This is a genomic window from Christiangramia gaetbulicola (genome assembly GCF_003054225.1).
GTDB lineage: Bacteria > Bacteroidota > Bacteroidia > Flavobacteriales > Flavobacteriaceae > Christiangramia > Christiangramia gaetbulicola.
Genome location: NZ_QBKQ01000003.1, coordinates 427,167 through 449,029, shown reverse-complemented (window position 1 = coordinate 449,029; position 21,863 = coordinate 427,167). Strand labels below are relative to the sequence as shown.

General features: G+C 39.4%; 18 protein-coding genes. 12 read left to right on the top strand and 6 right to left on the bottom strand.

From position 1 onward, the window contains the following. The first annotated feature begins 7 nt into the window (after positions 1 to 7). From C8P64_RS13585 to C8P64_RS13575, 3 genes are read left to right on the top strand one after another with little or no spacing between them, the layout of a single operon-like run. Complete coding sequence (locus tag C8P64_RS13585; RefSeq protein ID WP_108172619.1) at positions 8 to 1,282, top strand: amidohydrolase; 1,275 nt, start codon at positions 8 to 10, stop codon at positions 1,280 to 1,282. Then, a complete protein-coding gene (locus C8P64_RS13580) occupies positions 1,282 to 2,877 on the top strand; it encodes an FMN-binding glutamate synthase family protein (protein WP_108172618.1) in 1,596 nt (531 codons plus the stop codon). The genes C8P64_RS13585 and C8P64_RS13580 overlap by 1 nt, the downstream gene beginning before the upstream one ends. A 10-nt stretch (positions 2,878 to 2,887) precedes the next feature. Beyond that, entirely contained in the window at positions 2,888 to 3,409 is a 522-nt protein-coding gene (locus C8P64_RS13575; protein WP_108172617.1) for a DUF7935 family protein, read from the top strand. On the opposite strand, the gene C8P64_RS13570 is transcribed toward C8P64_RS13575, so the two are convergent. Genes C8P64_RS13570 through C8P64_RS13560 form a run of 3 tightly spaced genes read right to left on the bottom strand, consistent with a single transcriptional unit; the run spans position 3,393 to position 7,334 of the window. Further along, positions 3,393 to 4,316 (bottom strand): patatin-like phospholipase family protein, encoded by a 924-nt coding sequence (locus tag C8P64_RS13570; protein ID WP_108172616.1) that lies wholly within the window; start codon positions 4,314 to 4,316, stop codon positions 3,393 to 3,395. The genes C8P64_RS13575 and C8P64_RS13570 overlap by 17 nt on opposite strands. Continuing rightward, entirely contained in the window at positions 4,316 to 5,218 is a 903-nt protein-coding gene (locus tag C8P64_RS13565; protein ID WP_108172615.1) for a patatin-like phospholipase family protein, read from the bottom strand. Before C8P64_RS13565 ends, C8P64_RS13570 begins: the two co-directional genes overlap by 1 nt. Before the next feature lies 1 nt (position 5,219). Further along, the gene (locus C8P64_RS13560) at positions 5,220 to 7,334 is read right to left on the bottom strand and encodes a M1 family metallopeptidase (RefSeq protein WP_170106664.1); all 2,115 of its coding nucleotides are present in this window, start codon (positions 7,332 to 7,334) and stop codon (positions 5,220 to 5,222) included. A gap of 126 nt (positions 7,335 to 7,460) precedes the next feature. Between C8P64_RS13560 and recG the strand changes: the two genes are divergently transcribed. The 5 genes from recG to pheT all read left to right on the top strand — a co-directional run bounded on the left by recG (position 7,461) and on the right by pheT (position 15,303). Continuing rightward, the gene (recG, locus tag C8P64_RS13555; RefSeq protein ID WP_108172961.1) at positions 7,461 to 9,560 is read left to right on the top strand and encodes an ATP-dependent DNA helicase RecG; all 2,100 of its coding nucleotides are present in this window, start codon (positions 7,461 to 7,463) and stop codon (positions 9,558 to 9,560) included. A 137-nt stretch (positions 9,561 to 9,697) separates the two neighbouring features. After that, positions 9,698 to 10,450 carry a hypothetical protein gene (locus tag C8P64_RS13550; protein ID WP_108172613.1) on the top strand — a complete coding sequence of 251 codons (753 nt, stop codon included), beginning with the start codon at positions 9,698 to 9,700 and terminating at the stop codon, positions 10,448 to 10,450. 241 nt (positions 10,451 to 10,691) lie between these two features. Beyond that, a complete protein-coding gene (locus C8P64_RS13545) occupies positions 10,692 to 11,606 on the top strand; it encodes a tetratricopeptide repeat protein (protein WP_108172612.1) in 915 nt (304 codons plus the stop codon). A gap of 227 nt (positions 11,607 to 11,833) precedes the next feature. Beyond that, positions 11,834 to 12,739, top strand: coding sequence for a tetratricopeptide repeat protein (locus C8P64_RS13540; protein ID WP_146167225.1), 906 nt, complete (start codon positions 11,834 to 11,836; stop codon positions 12,737 to 12,739). A 137-nt stretch (positions 12,740 to 12,876) separates the two neighbouring features. Further along, complete coding sequence (gene pheT / locus C8P64_RS13535) at positions 12,877 to 15,303, top strand: phenylalanine--tRNA ligase subunit beta (protein ID WP_108172610.1); 2,427 nt, start codon at positions 12,877 to 12,879, stop codon at positions 15,301 to 15,303. Positions 15,304 to 15,358: 55 nt separating this feature from the next. Here pheT and C8P64_RS13530 read toward each other — a convergent pair whose 3' ends face one another. Together C8P64_RS13530 and C8P64_RS13525 are read right to left on the bottom strand one after the other, a co-directional pair. Then, positions 15,359 to 15,940 (bottom strand): DUF4136 domain-containing protein, encoded by a 582-nt coding sequence (locus C8P64_RS13530; protein WP_108172609.1) that lies wholly within the window; start codon positions 15,938 to 15,940, stop codon positions 15,359 to 15,361. A gap of 139 nt (positions 15,941 to 16,079) precedes the next feature. After that, positions 16,080 to 16,628 (bottom strand): fasciclin domain-containing protein, encoded by a 549-nt coding sequence (locus tag C8P64_RS13525; protein ID WP_108172608.1) that lies wholly within the window; start codon positions 16,626 to 16,628, stop codon positions 16,080 to 16,082. A gap of 191 nt (positions 16,629 to 16,819) precedes the next feature. Between C8P64_RS13525 and C8P64_RS13520 the strand changes: the two genes are divergently transcribed. From C8P64_RS13520 to C8P64_RS13510, 3 genes are all read left to right on the top strand, one after another. Continuing rightward, on the top strand, positions 16,820 to 17,545 hold the full coding sequence (locus C8P64_RS13520; protein WP_108172607.1) for a hypothetical protein: 726 nt from the start codon (positions 16,820 to 16,822) through the stop codon (positions 17,543 to 17,545). A gap of 73 nt (positions 17,546 to 17,618) precedes the next feature. Next, the gene (locus tag C8P64_RS13515) at positions 17,619 to 17,864 is read left to right on the top strand and encodes a putative signal transducing protein (RefSeq protein WP_108172606.1); all 246 of its coding nucleotides are present in this window, start codon (positions 17,619 to 17,621) and stop codon (positions 17,862 to 17,864) included. Continuing rightward, on the top strand, positions 17,857 to 18,066 hold the full coding sequence (locus C8P64_RS13510; protein WP_108172605.1) for a hypothetical protein: 210 nt from the start codon (positions 17,857 to 17,859) through the stop codon (positions 18,064 to 18,066). The genes C8P64_RS13515 and C8P64_RS13510 overlap by 8 nt, the downstream gene beginning before the upstream one ends. Positions 18,067 to 18,135: 69 nt before the next feature. Here C8P64_RS13510 and C8P64_RS13505 read toward each other — a convergent pair whose 3' ends face one another. Next, positions 18,136 to 19,146, bottom strand: coding sequence for a 3-oxoacyl-ACP synthase III family protein (locus tag C8P64_RS13505; RefSeq protein ID WP_108172604.1), 1,011 nt, complete (start codon positions 19,144 to 19,146; stop codon positions 18,136 to 18,138). 134 nt (positions 19,147 to 19,280) lie between these two features. On the opposite strand from C8P64_RS13505, the gene C8P64_RS13500 reads away from it, so the two are divergent. Continuing rightward, positions 19,281 to 21,746 carry a S9 family peptidase gene (locus C8P64_RS13500; protein ID WP_108172603.1) on the top strand — a complete coding sequence of 822 codons (2,466 nt, stop codon included), beginning with the start codon at positions 19,281 to 19,283 and terminating at the stop codon, positions 21,744 to 21,746. The last annotated feature ends 117 nt before the right edge of the window (positions 21,747 to 21,863 follow it).

The following is a 21,863-nucleotide window of genomic DNA, read 5'->3' as shown; positions in this document are numbered from 1 at the left end:
TGAACCTATGAAGATCAAAATACTAATACTCTCTTTATTTCTTGGAGGAGCAAGTTTTGCGCAGAATTCCATTGCAGAAAAGGAATTCAAAAATATTGAAGATAAAGTGATCGAATGGCGCAGGGATTTCCATGAGCATCCTGAACTTTCTAACCGTGAATTTGAAACAGCCGAAAAAATTGCTGCACACCTAAACTCTCTGGGTATTGAAACCAAGAAGGGTATTGCCAAAACCGGAGTCGTGGGAATACTTAAAGGAAATAATCCCGGAAAAACAGTAGCTCTTAGAGCAGATATAGATGCTTTACCAGTTACAGAGAAAAACGATCTACCTTTCAAGTCTGAGGTTAAAACAGAATTCCTTGGTTCCAAGACCGGGGTGATGCACGCTTGCGGACATGACACCCATATCGCTATTCTTATGGGGGTGGCTAAGATACTTTCAGAAAATAAAGACAAAATAAATGGTACGGTTAAATTCATCTTTCAACCAGCAGAAGAAGGACCACCTCCGGGTGAAGAAGGTGGAGCTAAATTAATGATCAAAGAAGGAGTTTTAAAGAATCCAGATGTAGATGCCATTTTTGGTCTGCACATTAATGCGGCTACTCCAGTTGGAACCATAAAGTATAAACCCGAAGGCACCATGGCCGCGGTGGAAAGATTTGTGATAAATGTTCAGGGAAAACAAGCCCATGGTTCAGCACCCTGGAGCGGGGTTGACCCGATATTGATCTCTGCCAAGATCATCGACGGACTTCAAACCATCATTAGCCGGAATGCAGAACTTACCGAATCTGCATCGGTTATCACAGTTGGAAAAATCACCAGCGGAGTTAGATTCAATATTATCCCGGAAACTGCCGAAATGATAGGAACGGTGAGAACTTTAGACCCTGCGAACAAAGAATTGATCCTTAAAAGAATGAACGAAATGGTACCGGCGATCGCGAAGGCTTATGGAGGAGATGCTACCATTGAATTTCAAAATAATACGGCGATCACTTTCAATGATCCAGAATTAACCAAACAAATGCTTCCCACCCTTAAAAAAGTTGCTGGAGCTGAAAATATTAACCTGATGAAAGCTACTACCGGGGGTGAGGATTTTTCATTCTTCCAGGAGGAAATTCCGGGCTTCTATTTCTTTTTAGGTGGAATGCCTTTAAATGCTGAAGCCACCAGGCATCATACTCCAGACTTTTTTATTGATGAAAGCGGACTGCTTCTGGGAGTAAAGACCATGACGCAATTAACCCTTGATTATTTAAATCAGAGCTAATGCAGGAATTCGCCAATTTCTTAAGCGCGATCCCATGGTGGGGCTGGCTTCTGGCCATTCTGTTGATCATTGCCATTGCTGATATTTTCTTCAATAAGAAGCATACCATAAAGCATAATTTCCCTGTTGTAGGCCACCTGCGATATTTCCTGGAAAGCATCGGTCCGGAATTGCGGCAATATATTGTTGCTAATAATCGCGAAGAGCTTCCTTTTAACCGAAGGGAAAGAGGATGGATCTATGCTTCTGCCAAGAACATGAACAATTATGAAGGCTTTGGTACAGACCAGGATATATTCTCCACACATTACATTTTTATCAATAATGCACTTCTACCCTATAAATTACCAGAGGGACATCCAAATATTAAAAATTCAGGATTAATTCCCTGCGCCAAGATCATGGGTGCCTGGAATAAGCGAAAAAGACCTTACCGGCCAGCCTCGGTCATAAATGTATCGGCCATGAGCTATGGTTCTCTTTCTGCTAAAGCCATAGAATCGTTAAATGAAGGCTGTAGACTTTCCGGTGCCTACCATAATACCGGTGAAGGTGGTTTTTCTCCCTATCATAAAAAGGGAGCAGATGTGGTTTTTCAAATTGGTACGGGCTATTTTGGAGTTAGGGATGAAAACGGCAATTTCTCTATGGAGAAGCTGGTAGAAATGGTAGAGGAAAATCCGGAGATCCGCGCCATAGAATTAAAATTATCCCAGGGAGCAAAACCGGGAAAAGGCGGGGTGCTTCCTGCAGCAAAGATTTCAAAAGAGATCTCCGAGATTCGTGGTGTACCCATGGGAAAAGATGTGGTTTCGCCCCCCTATCACTCTACTTTTGATGATGTTGAAGGCATGATATATTTTGTGGAGTCTATCGCAAAAGCTACAGGATTACCAACCGGCATAAAATCTGCCGTTGGACAACTAAAGGACTGGGATAAACTTGCCAGGATCATGCAGGAAAAAGATCATGGTCCAGACTTTATTACCATTGACGGTGGCGAAGGTGGTACAGGCGCTGCTCCCCCAAGTTTTGCAGACCATGTTTCCCTTCCGTGGATCTATGCTTTTACCGATGTTTATAAGATCTTTCAGAAGTATAAATTAACAGATAGAATTGTATTTGTAGCTGCCGGAAAATTAGGTTTTCCTGCGAAGGCCGCCATGGCTTTTGCTTTAGGTGCAGATGTGATCAATGTAGCACGTGAAGCTATGATGAGTATTGGATGCATACAGGCGCAAAGCTGCCATACCAACACCTGCCCAACCGGGGTCGCCACGCAGAACAAATGGCTACAGTCTGGCATCAATGTGAAAGACAAATCCATGAGAACCAATTTCTATTTTGTAAAGTTCCGAAAAGAATTATTGCAGATAAGTCATGCCTGCGGCTATGAGCATCCGTGCCAGTTCAGCACAGACGATGTAGATATTAACCTGAGTGACAAGAATCTGGCAAAAACTCTGGCCACGACTTTCTCATACCATAAAGATGAAGTAAATTTCGCATCTGTTAAGGAACTTCTGGCTTGTCCCCATTTAGGAGGAAATCTCAATTTAAAAAGCCTGAGAAAGACAGAAGACGCCATAGATTAAAAATTATATAATGAACGAAACAGAGATCCTGAATTTTCTATACGCTATCCTGCCGGCAGTGGTAGTAGGATTAATATCTTTTTACTTTTTCAATACGTTTTCGAAAAATGAAGAAAACAGAAGGCGATTTATAATGCTTCGGGAAAAGCAGAAAACCTCTCTTCCCATTAGATTGCAGGCCTATGAAAGACTAACGCTTTTATTAGAAAGAATTTCCCCCGGCAAGATCCTTTTCAGGGTAAAACCTACTTCTGGAGACGCAGAAATGTATGCTTCTCTTTTGATCGCCAATATAGAACAAGAATTTGAACACAATCTTGCCCAGCAAATATACGTGAGTAACGAATGCTGGGATTATATAAAAACGGCCAAGAACGCGACCATTACTCTGATTAGAAACGCTGCGGGAAAGGAAAGCGTAACCAATACCGACGAATTACGGGATATAATTCTAAGGAATTTAATGGAAAAGCAGCCTCCAACCGATGCTGCATTAAGCTATATCAAGAAAGAAGTTAGAAGCCTAGCTTAAACCACGATGATTTCGCAGCTTTCTTCTCCAGTTCTTTTTTCTCGGCATATTCATATCCTTGCTGCCACCACTCGGTCATCGCCTTTTTATTAAAAACCAAAGAGTTTTCAGTTAGTTTGGTTGGGGTATAGTAGATGTTCAGCTTTACTTTTTTGTTCATCGCAGCTAGTTTACCTTCTACGATATCATGATACTCTACCTGGTCGAGAAGAAACCCAAATAAGTTTACCATCAGGGAAAATGGATTTTTCCCCAGGATCTTATTGTACTCCATATTTTCAGCTTCCAGGATGATCGCATCCACCTCTGTGGCTCCACGTTTAATAGCTTCCCTGATAGGTACCACGCAACCCAACCCTCCATCGGCGTATTCAAAACCATCTTTTTGCGCCAGACTCATAAATGGAATATAGTTGCAACTAATCCAGATCCAGTCACAAAAATCATCGTATTCAAATTCATGTATAGACTTATACTCTACCCTGTTCTTGGAAAGATTGGAAACTGTCACCACAACATCCTTCACCTTTCTCTTGAGTTCAATGAAATCCTGGCGTGAGAAATTCTTACGAATATTCCTTTTAAGTGCTTTACTCTCACCAAAGGTTCTTCGGGACCTTATAAACTGCCAGACGGTGTTGAGGTAATTGATCGTTACATATTCCCGGCCGTCTTTCTTCTTAACCACGAAAGGATTTACACTAAAGATCTTCCTTTGGGTTACGCTTGTATAGATATCATAGATCTTTTGAATATTCCCAGCGGCAAGATGGGGAATTAATAAACTTCCGGTAGAAGTCCCTAAAAAAAGATCGTAACTTTTCTTTTGTTCCTGGATAAGATACTGAGCAACGCCGCCGGCGAAAGCTCCTTTACTCCCTCCTCCAGATATTACCAATGCACGCATTAAGGTTCAATTTGGTTCAACTCTTCATTTCTGTATTTCGCGAATTCATATCCGCTTTCCCACCATGCCTTCATCTGTTGTTCATCAAAAATAAGAGAATTCGTAGTAAGTACAGTAGGGGTATAATAAATATTAAGAATAGCGTCCTTATTATTAGCGGCAAATTTTCCAATCCTGATATTCTGCTTTTCAATACGGTCTAACATAAAGGCAAACAAATTCGTGATCAAGGAAAATACATTTTTAGAAGGCATCCGGTTAAAATAGGTGACTTCGGTTTGTAAAATGATCGCATCAACTTCTGTCGCTCCTCTTTTTATGGCCTCTTCTATAGGCACCATAGATCCAAGTCCGCCATCAGCATATTCACAGCCATTCTTCTTCACCAGGCTCATAAATGGAGTATAATTGCAGGAGATCCATATCCACTCGATAAACTCTTCATATTCATAATCTTTTATGGATTTATATTCAACTTCATTCAGTGAAATATTGGAAACCGTGGCGACTATATCTTTTTCGCCAGATTTCAATTCTTCAAACTCTTCTCTGGTAAACGTATCTGCCAGGAGATTTTTAAGATTATAACTTTCGCCAAATGTCTTCTTCCCCTTTAGAAAATTCCTGATGACATTAAAGTGATTGATAGAAATGGTTTCGTGCCCGTGCTTTTTATTAATATAGAATGGCCGACTGCTAAAAATACTAGCCTGATTCACCGAAGTAAAAACCTCTTTTACCTTATCAGCTTTATGAAGAGCCATGTGCGACATAAGCAGGCTACCAGTTGAAGTGCCAATAAAAAGATCATAATCTCTTTTAAGTACCTCGGTAAGATATTGAGCAACACCGCCCGCAAAGGCGCCCTTACTACCTCCTCCCGAAATTACCAGTGCACGCATATTAGCCCGTGATTTTAGATCTCAAATAAGCTGTTTCTTCTTCTGCCATATTCCCAGACAGTTCTATCAATTCTTTGCGATATTGTTCATTTTTCAAAAGCTCTGAAAGCAACTGCCTGCAGTAATTTCGAAAACTGTAAGTATGATGTCCGGTTCCTTTTATTAGACTCTGTAAACTCGATTTGTTAAATGCTCCCAGCTGAAATAAATAACTAAAAGCATTCTCCCTTACCTTGAATGGCCTCCATATATCTGTGTAATCGGCCAGTTCTTCATAATATTGCTGATTGAGTTCTGTCTCATAATCTGGAGTCACCAGATTTAAAGTTAACCAAAGCATTCGAATATTCTTGTTATAAAAACCAACCAAATCCCGGGTTTGATCCAAATATGCTGTACGATCTGCGGGGAACTGCTCCCATAACCTGAATAAAGCTGCTTCTATGGTAAGATATGATTCATCATCCAGCAGGGATTCAAATTCTGCTTTTAGGTCATTCGGAATAACATCCATGCTTGAAGATATGGCCTGACGAACGAAAATATTATTAGATTCAAATGCTTTTTTATAAAGATTGATTGCCTGTTGAGATTGTAGACCAGCTAGTTGAAGCACCGCTTCCTGGCCAATGTAATCGTTTACCGGAAAACTTAAAGCCTTCTCCAGATATTCATATTTCTGATCTAAAGAGGTTTCCCTAAGGGCAGCAATATTGAGGTAATTGATAATGAATTCTGATTTCTTCAGGGATTCTAAAGATTGGGTAGCTTTGAACGCGGACTGTTCCAGCCAATCAGCTTTGAATTGAGACAGATCCTGTCCAGATGCAGCTTCCATTTCTGCCAGCAAATTATCTGTCGTCACATTTTTAAAACTATAAAGTTCTAAATAATTCTTTACGCCCTGTCTAAAAGCTTCATCCCCTACCCTTTCTCTCAAAATATGCAGTGCCCAGGCTCCTTTCTGATAAAAGGTAAGAGAACTGGCTTTTGGATTTAGCAAGGATTCTCCTTTCCCTGAATCGCTCAATGCTTTGAGCTGCTCCGCAGATTCGTATAATTTCCAATAGTAATAATCCTCTCCAAAAATTTCTTTTTCAGCTAAAAGAGCATAATAAGTAGCAAAACCTTCGTGAAGCCAGTGATGTTTACTAGAAACTTCAGTCACCAGGTTACCAAACCACTGGTGAGCCAGTTCATGAGCATTTACGTTTACATAATTTCTATCCTTGAATCCGGTAGAATCTGTCATAAAAGAACCTGAAAAAATGGTGGTGCCGGTATTTTCCATTCCGCCATAAAGAAAATCCTGCACTGGGATCTGGTCATATTTTTGCCACGGGTAAGCTAAACCGATCTCGTTTTCCAGAAAGTTGAATATCTCACGGGAATACCTGTAGGTAGGCTCTACTTTTAGAGAATCCTCGGGTTTATAATAAAGTCTTATAAGATCTCCGGTTTCAGATTGCACCTTTTTAAAATCATATTTCCCTGCAGCGACAGCAACAAGGTAACTGCTTATAGGCTTCTCCATATCAAATTGCCAGAGCCTGGTAGAGTCATTTATATTTTCTGTATTCTTTAATTCCCCGTTGGAAATAAGCTGAAATTTTGAAGGAAATTCAAAGCTGAGATCAAATTCAGCTTTTTCTTCCATGTCGTCAAAACTAGGCAACCAGTTAGAAGTATATTTTCCCTGGCCCTGCGTCCAAACCTGTTTTTGAGCGTCATCGATTTCAGGAAATTCCCAGTTGATAAAATACATCCCGGTTGTCGGCTTTGCGGAATAATTCAATTCTAGAAGGTTATTTTCTGAAGGCAGAAATTCTGAAAGTATATAGATCCCTTTTTCATCTGACGAAAATTTTACAGCCTCTCCGTTCAGACTAACATCGGTAAACTGCATATTTCTACCATCGATGTAAAGGCTATCCTGCTGCACCAGAACTTCGAAAGTATAACTCACCTTGCCAGAAACAGCTTTTTCTAAAGGCTGAATCCTGACATGAGCATTAACGGTTTTAAAATCAAAATATCCGGTTTGGGAAAGATTTTGTTCCTGAGCCATTAAAACAACCGAACAAAATGAAAATAGGAAGATCAGGTATTTTCGCATGTAATTATTGGGAATAACTACCGCAAAATACAAATTTGAACGTTGTAAGCATAAAAATTGAAGTTTAAACATCTTCTCATAAAAGCCCATCCCGAAAAATCAAACTGTTTTAATATCTTCGTTTTTATGATCCAGAATCTGCTGCAGACCCCCATTGAGTATTTAAAAGGAGTTGGCCCGAACAGGGCCGATGTTCTTAAGAAAGAACTCAATATTCAGTCTTACCGGGACCTCATCAATTTCTTTCCCAACCGGTATATCGATAAAACAGGCTTTTACAAGATAAATCAGTTGCAACGGAATTCCTCTGAAGTTCAGATCGTGGGAAAGATCGTTCACATGAAAATGGTGGAGCAAAAAAGAGGAAAAAGACTGGTGGCAGATTTCGTAGACGATACAGGAAAAATGGAATTGATCTGGTTTAGAGGACATAAATGGATCAGGGAAAACCTTAAGCTGAATGTCCCTTATGTGATCTTCGGAAAAACGAATTGGTATAACGGGGTTTTCAGTATGCCACATCCCGAGATGGAGCTGGTCGCAGATTATAAAAAGAATCTTAGAACAGCCATGCAACCGGTATATCCTTCTACTGAAATGTTGCTGAAAAAAGGGATTACCAACCGGGTTATTATGAAGCTGATGCAGGAAGTGCTTCAGCAAACTGGTCTGAAGTTTTCTGAAAGTCTTTCAACACAACTTATTGAGGAGCTTAAACTTATCTCGAAAGCAGAGGCGCTTTTCAATATTCATTTTCCGAAAAACCAGGAATTACTGGCAAAAGCCCAGTTCAGGTTAAAATTTGAAGAGTTGTTCTTTATCCAGCTACAGCTCATCAGAAAAAATATGCTGCATAAGCAGAAGATCAAAGGATTCAATTTTGAACAGATCGGGGAATATTTTAATGATTTCTACCAGCATAATCTACCCTTTGACCTTACTAATGCACAAAAAAGAGTGATCAAAGAGATAAGGGGTGATATGGGCAGTGGCGCGCAAATGAACAGGTTACTGCAGGGTGATGTTGGTTCTGGAAAAACCATTGTAGCACTCATGTCCATGCTCATTGCTCTGGACAATGGTTTTCAGGCATGTTTAATGGCTCCCACAGAAATTCTCAGCATCCAGCACTATAATGGACTAAAGGAACTTTGCGAAGAAATAGATGTAAGCATTTACCTTCTTACCGGTTCTACCAAAACTGCCAAAAGAAGAGAGATCCACGAAAAGCTTGAAGCCGGTGAAATTGATATTTTAATTGGTACTCATGCGCTTTTAGAAGACAAAGTAAAATTCCATAATCTTGGGCTGGCAGTAATAGACGAGCAACATAGATTCGGGGTGGCTCAAAGGGCAAAACTCTGGAGGAAAAATCATATCCCGCCGCATGTGCTGGTAATGACCGCAACTCCAATACCTAGAACCCTTGCGATGAGTCTTTATGGTGACCTGGATATTTCGGTCATAGATGAATTGCCCCCTGGAAGAAAACCGGTGAAAACGGTACACAGATTTGATAGTAACCGGCTTAAGGTCTTTGCTTTTATTAGAGATGAGATCAAAAAAGGCAGGCAGGTTTACGTGGTTTACCCGTTAATTCAGGAATCTGAAAAAATGGATTATAAAGACCTTATGGATGGCTACGAAAGTATCACCAGAGAATTTCCAGATTTCCAGATCTCAATAGTCCATGGGCAAATGAAACCCGCAGATAAAGATTACGAGATGGACCGATTCGTACGGGCTGAAACCCAGATCATGGTTGCCACCACGGTTATTGAAGTTGGTGTAAACGTTCCTAATGCCAGTGTGATGATCATTGAAAGTGCCGAAAGATTCGGACTTTCACAGTTACACCAGCTACGCGGACGTGTTGGTCGTGGTGCCGAACAAAGTTTCTGTATCCTGATGACGGGACATAAATTATCTAATGACAGTAAAACCAGGCTTGAAACCATGACCACTACAAATGATGGTTTCGAGATCGCCGAGGTAGATCTTAAACTTAGGGGACCCGGAGACTTGATGGGAACCCAGCAAAGCGGTGTGCTTAATCTCAAAATAGCTGATATCGTTAAAGATAATTCCATACTTCAATCTGCCAGATATTACGCTACCAGGATCTTAAAAGAAGATCCAAATCTATCTGAAGAGAAAAACCTTGTTGTAAAAAATGCCTACTCCAGACTTGTAAAGAACAAAACTATCTGGAATTACATCAGCTAGTCAATACACTTAATTACAGTGACTTACGCTACTCGTCGATAAATTACTTTCAGTTATCGAAAAACTGAAACAAACAATAGGGGAAATCCCCCATTTGTGTAAATTAATCTTCCTAATTTTTTAAAAACCAACTAATTATGAAGAAATTTCTATATTTTATTTTCGGTCTTGGCATTTTATATGCCTGTAGTACAGATACTCTTGAGACCGGGCCATTAATCACGGCAGATGCAAAACCTTCAGTTGAGGAAGAGGTTATTCCAGAATTGTTTGATTATGATGAAGTGATTTGTATGGGAGTTCCTGCAGATTTCTGTTTTTCTTTTCCACAGGCAACCGCCGGACCAAAAAATAAGGATACGCAAGTTCAGCTTCAACTATATGTTTATGGAGATGATCCGCAATCTGATGACGATGACGGATTTCAACAGATTTTCAAAGGCGAAGGAGGAACCAGTGTTTGCGACAGCTGGACTTTTGAGGAAGAAGGAACTTATTTATTCAGATATAAAATTGGAAGCGGAGGCTTTATAGAAAGAAATCTTACAATAGAAAACTGCGGTTGCGAAGAAAGTTTCTCCTATACCGTAAATGGAGAAAGTGAATATACATTCTTCTACACTCCTGCCGAGGATATGGATGATGCCCTGGTGGTATTTACTTTTGCTCAATCTGTAGAAGTATCAGGCCTGGAAGGCTGGGATGGAAATGGCCAACCAGAACGGAAAATCATGGATCTGGAAAAATGTGTTGAATATTCCTGGACCGTAACCTTAGAAAAAAATTGCAGCGGGAATAGCCCGAATAGTAATGTATGGACAGATTTTAAGGTGAATGGAGACTCCAAAAGGAATGAAAACACACCAATTCTCAAACAAAGTTGTAATTAATTAAGGTTAAATATCTATTGTTCAAAGGGCTTCGGCCCTTTTTTATATTCTGAATTTCAGCATATTAAGAAATTTAATTATCTTTAGTTGATCCGATAAAATCTCAATACTTACCAAAACCTCAATTCCCCAAGTAATCTTCGAGGTTAAATCTTTAATGCCCCAGTTTTAAGAAATTTAGAAAACGCCGTTAAGGCAACTTCTATAACTGTTGATTTAATAACCATTTAATCTAAAGAAGATGAATTTAAGTAACACAATTAAAGGAACGATTTTCAGTATTTTCATGATCTTCTGCTTTTCGCTTAGCGCGCAAAATGGAGAAGCCAATAACGAAATGATAGACAAGCTTCATCAGGAATATAAATCCAATGGGATCGATGCTGCTGTCGCCATGTACAAAAAAATGCCTGAGGACTCTGAATATCACGGTCTACAGGAACCATTGAATGTACTGGGGTATAGATTGCTGAACACAGAAAACGATGCCGATGCTGCAGCCATAGTATTCAAGGCACAGATCGAGGAACATCCAAATGAGCCGAATCCTTATGATTCCTATGCCGATGCCTTGATAGAAAAAGGAAATGAAGACGAAGCTAAGGTGCAGTTAGAAAAATCCCTGAGTCTCCTGGAAGGTGCAGAGGACAATGATTTTAACAACAACCTTAAACTGGCATCAAAATCTAAACTGGCAAAATTGAAGGGACTAAATAAGGTTTTTAGTTTCCTTGCCGGCGACTGGAAGGTTGAAGGCTATGGCTTTAACGATAAGGGTGAAAAAGAATTAAGATTTACAGATGACGTTAGTTTTATGCCTAGTAAAATGAATTCTGCCATGGTAATGACCATGAGTAACGAGGATGAAGGCTGGGAAGGAACACAATTAATCGCTTATGATGCTATGGACAACACTTACGATGTAGTCAGGGTAAATAACATGACGCTGAATGGTGTTCAAACTGCCGATATGAAGATCGAGGAATATAGCACCAATAAGCTTGAATTGATGGAAACCATGGAAGAAAACGGTAAAATATCCAAAACAAGACACGTCATTGATAGAAATGGCAACGAAGCAAATTGGATAGTTTATGACATTACAGATGAAGGCGAAAAGAAAGTCGCTCATCGTGTCATGAAAAAGAAAAATTAAATCTGTTTTATATTAAAGAAGAGGGCAGTTAACTCACCTGCCCTCTTCTTTTAACATTATAAACAACTCCCCTTCAATTATTTAAATAATAGGATAAGATCTTTTTACTTATCTTTAAGTCACTTCCCCTGATTTTAAAACATAATTCCTACTTAGCTGTTTGCTCCATATTTTTCACCTACTAGAATAATTCGGAACAATTAATCAAACTTTAATAAATGAAAATTATGCGAGCAATTATCAAACTTAGATGGAGCATTAGTATCATGCTACTATGCTTCTCAACTTCCCTACTGGCTCAGAACGAGGGCCAGATAATGGCAGATCAGCTTTATAAAACTTATAAGCAAAAAGGTGCGAAAGAAGTACTTAAGGTATATAATGAAAACAATACCAACAAGGAATATGAAGGTATGGCCGAGCCTTTGAACGTGCTGGCCTACCGATTAATGCAGGATGACAAGGACCTAAAAGCTGCAGAAATGCTTTTACAAGCCCAGATCGAAGAATATCCAAATGAGGCTAATCCTTATGACTCATATTCAGATGTACTCATGGAAATGGGTAAAAAAGATGAGGCCAAGAAGTATATCGAAAAGTCGATGAAGATGGCTTCAGAAAAAGATACTGAAGAGAATCAATTGGTAATCGAGGCTGGAAAAGTAAAAATGGCCATGTTGGAGAACAAGGATAAACAGATGAACTTCCTGGTGGGCAACTGGGAAAATGAAACCAAAACCTATAGCAAGGGAGAGGAAACCAATAGTTCTGTAAGTTCAAATAGCATTTCCTATAGTGACGAGGGGTCTATAATGATCGTAGACCATAATGATCCTGGCAACAAACCATGCTGTAAGAGAATAATGGTTTATGATCCTAATGAGGATGAATTCGACGTTGCTTTTATGCGAAGAAATCAGCCAACCGGTATCTATAATTCAAAAATGAAGATCAAGGAGCTGGATCCAAACCATCTGGAATTGACTGAAAGTTATACCAACAATGACGATGAAGAGGTTACCATGAAACACGATATCGTAAAAAAAACGAATAAAGTGGAATGGACCACCTATGCTTCAACAGACGGTGAGTGGGAGAAAGTTAGAACCATGAACCTTACGAAAAAGAATTAAATAGAATAATTTACAGATCAAAATTAGAGAGGTGAATTCACCTCTCTTTTTATTCCAAAAGGTTCTCACAAAATTATTTTTCAGATTATGACAAAACCATTCGTAATACTATCTTTGCTGCCTGAAAAAGATTATTCATGAAGATTTCATATAACTGGCTGCAACAGTTCATTAAACTACCTGAAAACGCTGAAAAAACTGGCGAATTACTAACAGATCTAGGTCTTGAAGTGGAAGGAATAACCAGCTTCCAGAGTGTAAAAGGCGGATTAAATGGGATTGTGGTTGGACACGTGCTTAGTTGCGAAGCTCACCCTAATGCAGACAGGCTTCAGTTAACCAAGGTAAATATTGGTAATGGTGAAGAGGTACAGATCGTTTGCGGAGCTCCGAATATTGATGCAGGCCAGAAAGTTCCGGTAGCAACTATAGGAACAGTACTATATGACGAAAAAGGCGAAAGCTGGGAGATCAAAAAAGGAAAGATCCGTGGGGAAGTAAGTTATGGAATGATCTGTTCAGAAAAAGAACTAGGCCTGGGAGAAAGCCATGAAGGTATTATGGTAATGGATAATGAACTTGTTCCCGGTACTCCCGTCGCTGAAATTTTTGAAGTTGAAAATGACGAGGTTTTTGAAATAGGCCTTACGCCAAACCGTGCCGATGCGATGAGTCACTGGGGTGTTGCCAGGGACCTGAAGGCTGGCTACCAGCAACTGGGAAAGAACCTGGAGCTAATTACTCCTTCAGTAAGCAGTTTTCATGTTGATAATCGCAGTTTAAAGATACAGATCAAGGTAGATGATTCTAACCTTGCTCCAAGATATTGCGGAGTTACTTTATCTAAAGTAAAAGTTGGGGAGTCTCCAAAATGGCTTCAGAATAGATTAAAAGCCATTGGCCTTACTCCAAAGAATAACGTGGTAGATGCTACCAATTTCGTAATGCACGAGTTGGGACAACCACTTCACGCTTTCGATGCCGGAAAGATCGCCGGTAATGAGATCAATGTAAAGACCTTAAAGGCTGGAACAAAATTCACCACTTTAGATGAGGTGGAAAGAGAACTTCATGAAGAAGATCTTATGATCTGTGATGCTGAAAAACCGCTTTGTATAGCCGGAGTTTTTGGCGGGATTGGCAGCGGAGTGACCGAGGCTACTACTCAGGTATTTCTTGAAAGCGCCTATTTTAATCCGGTGAGTGTACGTAAGACCGCTAAAAGACATGCGATAAACACCGATGCATCGTTCAGATTTGAAAGAGGCATAGATATTAATTCTGTTGAATACGCTTTAAAAAGAGCTGCTTTATTGATCTCTGAGATCTCTGGAGGAGAGATCACCAGCGATATCGATGATCTTTATTTCAAGAAGATAGAGGATTTCCAGGTATTCCTAACCTTTGAAAAAGTAAATAAACTTATCGGGGAGAACCTGGAGGAGGAAACTATTAAATCTATCCTTGCATCCCTGGATATTAGGGTGAACAACGTAACCGAAACCGGTATGGGACTTACCATTCCGTCCTTTCGGGTAGACGTTCAGCGTGAATCTGATGTGATCGAAGAGATACTAAGGGTTTATGGATATAACAATATAAAATTTGGAGATAAGTTGAGCCTTTCTGTGGCGAACTCTTCTAAATTCGAAGATTACAAGATCCAGAATCTAATCGCGGGACAATTAATTGGTCAGGGCTTCTATGAAACCATGGCAAATTCACTAACAACCGCGAACTACAATAAATTAAGTGAAGAGCTTAAAGATGAGTACCAGGTAGAAATGCTTAATCCTTTAAGCCAGGATCTTTCTGTTTTAAGACAGACCATGCTTTTCTCTGGCCTGGAAGCAATCAGCTACAATATCAATAGAAAGCGAAGCAATATCAGGATCTTTGAATTTGGTAAAACATATCATTCTTACGTAAGTGGAAGAGAAGAAAATAAACATTTAAGTTTATTCATAACCGGTGAAAAGACTGCTGAAAGCTGGAATGCTGCTGCCGGAAACGGAAACTTCTTTTATTTAAAAGGAGTGATCAATTCTATTTTTGAAAAACTAGGCATTAAAGATCTTAAAGTTAAGTCTGCGAAAAGCGATATATTTTCTGAAGGTTTACAACTGAGTGGTAAAAAGGCTAAACTTGTTGAGTTTGGAGTGGTAAAGAAATCTATTCTTAAAAAAATGGATATCGACCAGGAAGTGATCTATGCAGATTTCAACTGGGACGAAGTGATAGAAATGACCAAGGAGCAGAAGACCAGCTTCACCTCTATCCCGAAATATCCAAGTGTTAGGAGAGATTTTGCTTTGTTACTGGATGAAACGGTTACTTATGAGGAAATCGAGCTGATCGCCAGACAAACCGAAAAGAAAATGCTTACCAGCGTTAACCTTTTTGATGTGTACCAGGGCAAGAACCTACCTGAAGGCAAGAAAAGTTACGCCGTTAGCTTTGTGTTCCAGGATGAACATAAAACACTTACCGATAAACAGGTTGACAAAATGATGAATAAACTTCAGCATAGATTCGAAAAAGAACTCAAAGCTGAATTGAGATAAATAAAAAAACCGTGTGAACAATCACACGGTTTTTTTTTCGGTTACCTGGAAAAAACTAGAATTGATCTTTAAAGATCTCATCTATATACTCTCTTATTTCCCTGTCCATTCTTCGTGTACTAATAGTTTCATTGGAAGTTCCTCTCCAGAGGATCTCATTGGTCCTTCTATCTATAAGGTCTATAACCACTGTTCTTTCACGATATGGCACCTGATCTACTCTGGGGCCGTTTAATCGCTGAACGGTGAAGTAATTATCATACATGAAATCCTGGTAATAAGGTCCAACGTAATATCCAGGACGGTAATAGGCATAATTAGTATATACCGGGTTTGCATTTACCGCGATTTTCTCATCGAACATGGCATGATAATGCACCAGGACATCGGGACTTTTGCGATCCAGTACAAAACCATTTTCACGCATATTGGCATTTATGGTTTCAACAATAGTGGTTTGAATCTCCTCATTATTAAAATCACGATCTATAATGGTATCCTTGTTAGGTAGATAAGCATAAGACTCGTATGATTTTAATTTCTTAAGATCATCCTTGGCCGTTGGTCCGCTGGATCCACATGAAGCCAATAAGATACTGGCCAGAATAATTAAAGAATTGAATTTTAAAAATCTCATAGTAATAATTTTTTCTTTTTTTTAAAGTAACCCGAAAGTAACAGACTAGAAAAAAACCTTAGGTTATTTGACGTTTATTTAACTAGAAAAAGCAGCCATAAGCCGCTTTTCATAAAATCTGTTTAAAATTTGCTTCTACCTACGGTAAAATCACAGTATCTATAACATGGATCACTCCATTAGACTGGTCCACATCAGCAACTGTTACCGTCGCTACATTTCCGTTTGCATCTTTCAATTTTACTTTATCACCATCTAACATTGCAGAAACTTCTGCTCCATTAACGGTAGTAAAGGTGGCTTTTCCATTACCTTTTTTGATCGCAGCAACAATATCTGCCGCTTCATAATCTCCGGCTAGTACGTGGTAGGTCAATACTGCCTGTAATTTTTTCTGATTCTCTTCTTTCAACAGAGTTTCAACAGTTCCGGCTGGTAAAGCTTCGAAAGCTGAATTGGTTGGAGCGAACACGGTAAACGGGCCCTCACTGGAAAGTACGTCTACCAGTCCTGCAGCTTTAACTGCCGCAACTAAAGTGGTGTGATCATTCGAATTAACCGCGTTCTCCACGATATTTTTAGAAGAATACATCTCTGCTCCTCCTACCATTTTTACATTCTGACCAATTGCTGCCGTTCCCAAAATAAGAAACAAACTTAGCAGGGTAAAAAATTTTAGCTTTTTCATAATACAAGGTTTAATTATTTATATAGAAAATTACGATGAAGCCTATTAGACGGTTTTTAAAATCACCCCAATTAGTATAGAATTAACATCTGTGTAAGTCAAAAAACCCTTCTTACAGCTTCATTTTAAGAGTATTGCGATTGTTATTCTAAGCATAATTGTCTAATTTAGTGTTGCTAAAGAAAAAGAAAATGAAGCTGAGATTTCCCCGCACCAACGTAGAACACCAACTCCTTAAAGTTCGAAACAAAAGATCCACAGAAGAACAAATTCTGAATCAGGTTAATCTTATTCTCGCGGAAGCAGAAAAGAAAGATAAAGCTGTTCTTAAGGAGATCAAGCAGGGAGATGGCATAGATCACAATGATTTTGATGCAGACCTTCTGGAAACCAACAGGATCTTCCACCTTTCAGACATCTACGAAATATGTGTGGATTATAGATTGCGATTTCTGGATTCAAAATATTTTAAATCTGAGGTTCCTTATGAGGCCCTTATGGAAATAAAGCAATTAGAAAGAGCTCATCAAACCACCCTCAGAGGTTTCAAGATCGTAGCTCCCTCTAAACTCTTTAAACTGGAGAATGCAGATGATCCATTACTATTTGCTCCTATTGGGAATGATTACTACTACCTGGTGCATAAATGGGGTAACGACCTACATCCATTTCGAAAAATGCTGATGTGGCCTTTCAAAACTCTTGAAAACTTTATACTTCTGCTTCTTGCCATCAGTTTTTTAACTGCATTGCTGGTTCCAAATGGTATGTTCAGCCAGCAGCAATCTACAACGGAGTTCTTTATGATCTTCTTCTTCATATTCAAGTGGTTTGCAGGCCTGGCTATATTCTATGGCTTTAAAATGGGTAAAAACTTCAGTACAGAGATCTGGAACAGCAAGTTCTACAATGCCTAGAAAGTTAATTTCAGTCTAAATTGTTAAAATAGCAGCTTCCTAATTCGTAATTTAGAGGGATAAACTTTAAATAATGAGTGAGGATATCAGTTATAAAAGGGTCTATACTGGCCCGGAAACCAACGTACAGTATTTACAGGAATTATTCGAAAAAGAAGGGATACACTCGAGGGTTCGAAATGATTTTGACTCAGGGCTAAGAGCTGGTTTTGGTGGAGGCTTACCTGGGCAGGTATTGCTGTTCGTTCTGGAAAAGGAATATGACCTGGCTGTAAAGATCGCCAAGGAAACCTTCCCAAAAGATTTCGATAATGAATAACGAAGAGCTAAATACCGGCGATCCCGGAGTACAAAGAAATAAATGGAACCTCATCCTGGGAATATTATTTCTTGGCTATGGAAGTTTCAGACTCTATCAAAAACTGCAGATGGGCGAAACAGACGCATTCGGAATTTTGCTCGCGGTGGGTTTTATAGGATTTGGGATCTATGATCTTTGGAAATATTATAAAGGCGTATAAATAATAAAATCAAAAACTCCCGGCGAACCGGGAGTTTTTATTTTATATAAAAATCTTTCAAGCGGTCTGCTACCATTTAATGATCGCACTCCCCCAGGTGAACCCACTACCAAAAGCGGCAAGCACCACGATATCTCCTTCCTTGATCTTTCCTTCTTCCCATGCTTCAGTTAAAGCGATCGGGATAGAAGCCGCGGTGGTATTTCCGTATCTCTGTATATTATTATAAACCTGGTCATCCTTAAGCTTGAATTTCTGCTGAACAAACTGGGAGATCCTCAGGTTTGCCTGGTGCGGGATAAGCATATCTATATCTGACACTTCGAGCCCATTGGCCTGCAATCCTTCATTTATAACTTCTGAAAAACGCTGAATAGCATTTTTAAATACAAACTGTCCGTTCATATAAGGGTAATATGGTATATCATCTCCCTGTGGATTCTCGGCAATGATCTCTGGCACCCAATGCTCTGTACTTGGTCCTTTCAAAGAAAGTTCTAAAGCATGTTTACCTTCAGAATGCAGGTGCGTAGACAGAATGCCCTCACCGTTATGATCGCTCCTGGTAAGAACGGCTGCTCCTGCTCCATCTCCAAAGATCACAGAAACCGAACGTCCCCTGGTTGTAAAATCAAGACCTCCACTATGGTTCTCACTACCTATCAACAAAACATTCTTATACATTCCTGTTTTAATGAACTGATCTGCTACAGACATACCGTAGATAAAACCACTACACTGGTTACGTACATCCAATGCCGGGCAAGTGTCTATTTCCAGCATTTCCTGAACCTGAACACCACATCCAGGGAAATAATAATCTGGACTCAGGGTTGCAAAAACGATAAGGTCTATATCATCTTTTGAAATTCCCGCGCGTTCTATGGCTATCTTGGCGGCTTTTACACCCATAACGGCTGTAGAATTGCCGTCACCTTTTTTTATATGTCTTCTTTCCTTAATTCCTGTACGTTCAGTGATCCATTCGTCATTAGTCTCCATCATTTTGGATAGGTCATCATTTGTGACAACGTTTTCCGGAACATATTTTCCTAATCCTGCAATTTTTGTCTGATACATGGACGATAATTATGATATTAAAAATTATTCTTATTAAATTTAAGCAAATTGTAAAAAAACGGGCTCGCAATATAACAAACATTAACATTGATTCCGTTTTTGCTATCCTTAAAGTTTGAATTAAAATTTATTTTATGAACCGAGTTTTTATTTGCCTTTCGGCTGTATTCCTGTTTGTTTCAGGATTAGTCGCCCAGGAGAACCTGGATTATCAAAAACCACCCAAAGAAATCCTTGATCTAATTGACGTACCTCTTGCTCCTGCTACAATTATAGACAGTGATGCAGAAATGATGGTCTTTCTTTACCGGGATCAATTCAAGAGTATTGCAGAATTAAGTGAGGAAGAAATGAGATTGGGCGGTCTACGCATCAATCCTGTTACTAATATTAATAGTAGAGCCAGATATTATAATGATCTTAAGGTGAAAACCGTGAGTGGGACTACCCCTAAAGATGTTACGGGACTACCTGAATCTCCACGTCTTACAAATTTTACCTGGTCACCAGATGAATCAATGATCGCTTTCACCCATACCACCAATGAAGGTGTTGAACTTTGGGTTCTGGATGTGGAAGCAGCAACTGCAAAAAAGCTTACTGAAGCCAGGCTGAATGCAAATATGAGAAGCACCGTGAACTGGTTCAGAGACAATTCTGCACTGCTGGTTACCATGCTTCCATCTGACAGAAAAAAACTAATCGATACTGAAACTTCTGTACCTACAGGACCAACCGTATCGGTAAGTGATGGTAAAGAAGCTCAAAACAGAACTTACCAGGATCTGTTGAAAAACCCAAATGACGAATACAATTTTGAACAGCTTGCCAGATCTGAACTTGTAAAAGTTAGCCTGGATGGAAAAACCACCAAATGGATGGCTCCAAAAATGTATAGTGACATCTCCTTTTCACCTGACGGAAATTATGTGATGATCACCAATATCAAAAAGCCGTTCTCATACCTGGTGCCTTATTACAGGTTTCCTTCAGAAACCAATATTTATGATGCCGCTGGTAAACTTGTAAATAAGATCAATGAAGTTCCTTTAATTGAAGATCTTCCAAAAGGTTTTATGGCAGAGCGTGAAGGAAAAAGGGATTTCACCTGGCGTGATGATCAACCGGCAACTTTGGTTTATGTAAAAGCGCTTGATAGAGGAGATCCTGAAGTTGAAGCTGAATACAGAGATGAATATTTCCAGATAGAAGCTCCATTTAACGACGACGGTAGATCCTTAATTAAGGTAAAAAACAGAGGTAGCAGAATTTTATGGGGAGATAAGAATACAGCTATTGCCTCAGATTACTGGTGGAATACTAGAAATACGAAAACCTATGTTTTTGATCCATCTAATGCATCTAAAAAACCCGAGATCATTTTCGACAGGAATTACCAGGATGTTTACAGTGACCCCGGAAGCTTCGTAACTAAAAAGAATAAATTTGGTAAAAGCGTTCTTAACCTGGATGGGGAAAAAGCCTTCCTTTTAGGATCAGGTTATACCGAAGAAGGTCAATTCCCTTTTGTAGACAAAATAGATCTTGAAGATGGTACTACCAAAAGACTTTATCAGTCTGAATTCAAGAATAAAAAGGAAACTTTAGTAGAAGCCCTGGATATGAAAAAAGGAGAGATCCTTGTGCGTATAGAGTCCTCTAAAGAATATCCGAATTATTTTATCAGGAATATCAATTCAAAAGACGGCTTAACCCAGATCACTACATTTGAAAATCCATTTAAAAGTCTGGAAGATGTAAGCAAGGAAGTGATCACTTATAAAAGAGAAGATGGACTTGAGTTGAATGCCACACTTTATCTACCTGCAGGTTATGATAAAGAGAATCCAGAAAAGCTTCCAATGTTCATGTGGGCATATCCACGTGAGTTCAAGGATAAAAATTCGGCATCCCAAAATACCTCGAATGCCAATGATTTCACCTATCCTTATTACGGGTCACCTATTTACTGGGTAAACCGAGGCTACGTAGTTCTTGATGACGCTTCTTTTCCAATTGTTGGGGAGGGAGATGAAGAGCCTAATGACAGCTTTAGAAAACAATTAGTATCTAATGCCAAGGCGGCGATAGATGCAGTAGATGAAATGGGATATGTTGACCGCGATCGTGTTGCCGTTGGTGGACACAGCTATGGCGCCTTCATGACCGCAAATCTTTTATCGCATTCAGATCTTTTTGCAGCCGGAATAGCGCGAAGCGGTGCTTACAACAGGACCCTGACTCCATTCGGTTTCCAAAGTGAGGAAAGAAGTTACTGGGAAGCTCCAGATGTGTATTACAGGATGTCACCATTTATGCATACAGATAAAATGAAAACTCCTTTACTGCTTATACATGGAGAAGCAGATAATAATTCTGGTACCTATCCTATGCAAAGTGAACGTTACTTCAACGCGCTTAAAGGACTTGGAGCTACGGCGAGACTGGTAATGCTGCCAAAAGAAAGTCATGGCTACAGCGCTAAAGAATCTGTGCTACACGTGTTATGGGAACAGGATCAATGGCTGGAAAAGTATGTAAAGAACAAAAAAGACATCGAGGCAAAAGATGAAACACCTAATGATGCTGCAGGAAAATAAGCTTAAAAAGCTATAATGAAAAATCCCCGGCAATTACCGGGGATTTTTTTTTCATAAAAAAAGGAAGCGCATCCGATTGGGATCGACTACGCTTCCTAACAACCTAACCAATAAATC

Excerpts from the sequence above, each read along its gene's own strand:
- C8P64_RS13505 (WP_108172604.1), bottom strand. The coding sequence starts at position 19,146 with ATGTATCAGACAAAAATTGCAGGATTAGGAAAATATGTTCCGGAAAAC.
- C8P64_RS13585 (WP_108172619.1), top strand. The coding sequence starts at position 8 with ATGAAGATCAAAATACTAATACTCTCTTTATTTCTTGGAGGAGCAAGT.
- C8P64_RS13530 (WP_108172609.1), bottom strand. The coding sequence starts at position 15,940 with ATGAGATTTTTAAAATTCAATTCTTTAATTATTCTGGCCAGTATCTTA.
- C8P64_RS13570 (WP_108172616.1), bottom strand. The coding sequence starts at position 4,316 with ATGCGTGCATTGGTAATATCTGGAGGAGGGAGTAAAGGAGCTTTCGCC.
- C8P64_RS13565 (WP_108172615.1), bottom strand. The coding sequence starts at position 5,218 with ATGCGTGCACTGGTAATTTCGGGAGGAGGTAGTAAGGGCGCCTTTGCG.
- recG (WP_108172961.1), top strand. The coding sequence starts at position 7,461 with ATGATCCAGAATCTGCTGCAGACCCCCATTGAGTATTTAAAAGGAGTT.
- C8P64_RS13525 (WP_108172608.1), bottom strand. The coding sequence starts at position 16,628 with ATGAAAAAGCTAAAATTTTTTACCCTGCTAAGTTTGTTTCTTATTTTG.
- C8P64_RS13540 (WP_146167225.1), top strand. The coding sequence starts at position 11,834 with ATGCGAGCAATTATCAAACTTAGATGGAGCATTAGTATCATGCTACTA.
- C8P64_RS13510 (WP_108172605.1), top strand. The coding sequence starts at position 17,857 with ATGAATAACGAAGAGCTAAATACCGGCGATCCCGGAGTACAAAGAAAT.
- C8P64_RS13580 (WP_108172618.1), top strand. The coding sequence starts at position 1,282 with ATGCAGGAATTCGCCAATTTCTTAAGCGCGATCCCATGGTGGGGCTGG.
- C8P64_RS13515 (WP_108172606.1), top strand. The coding sequence starts at position 17,619 with ATGAGTGAGGATATCAGTTATAAAAGGGTCTATACTGGCCCGGAAACC.
- C8P64_RS13560 (WP_170106664.1), bottom strand. The coding sequence starts at position 7,334 with ATGCGAAAATACCTGATCTTCCTATTTTCATTTTGTTCGGTTGTTTTA.
- C8P64_RS13545 (WP_108172612.1), top strand. The coding sequence starts at position 10,692 with ATGAATTTAAGTAACACAATTAAAGGAACGATTTTCAGTATTTTCATG.
- C8P64_RS13550 (WP_108172613.1), top strand. The coding sequence starts at position 9,698 with ATGAAGAAATTTCTATATTTTATTTTCGGTCTTGGCATTTTATATGCC.
- C8P64_RS13575 (WP_108172617.1), top strand. The coding sequence starts at position 2,888 with ATGAACGAAACAGAGATCCTGAATTTTCTATACGCTATCCTGCCGGCA.
- pheT (WP_108172610.1), top strand. The coding sequence starts at position 12,877 with ATGAAGATTTCATATAACTGGCTGCAACAGTTCATTAAACTACCTGAA.
- C8P64_RS13520 (WP_108172607.1), top strand. The coding sequence starts at position 16,820 with ATGAAGCTGAGATTTCCCCGCACCAACGTAGAACACCAACTCCTTAAA.
- C8P64_RS13500 (WP_108172603.1), top strand. The coding sequence starts at position 19,281 with ATGAACCGAGTTTTTATTTGCCTTTCGGCTGTATTCCTGTTTGTTTCA.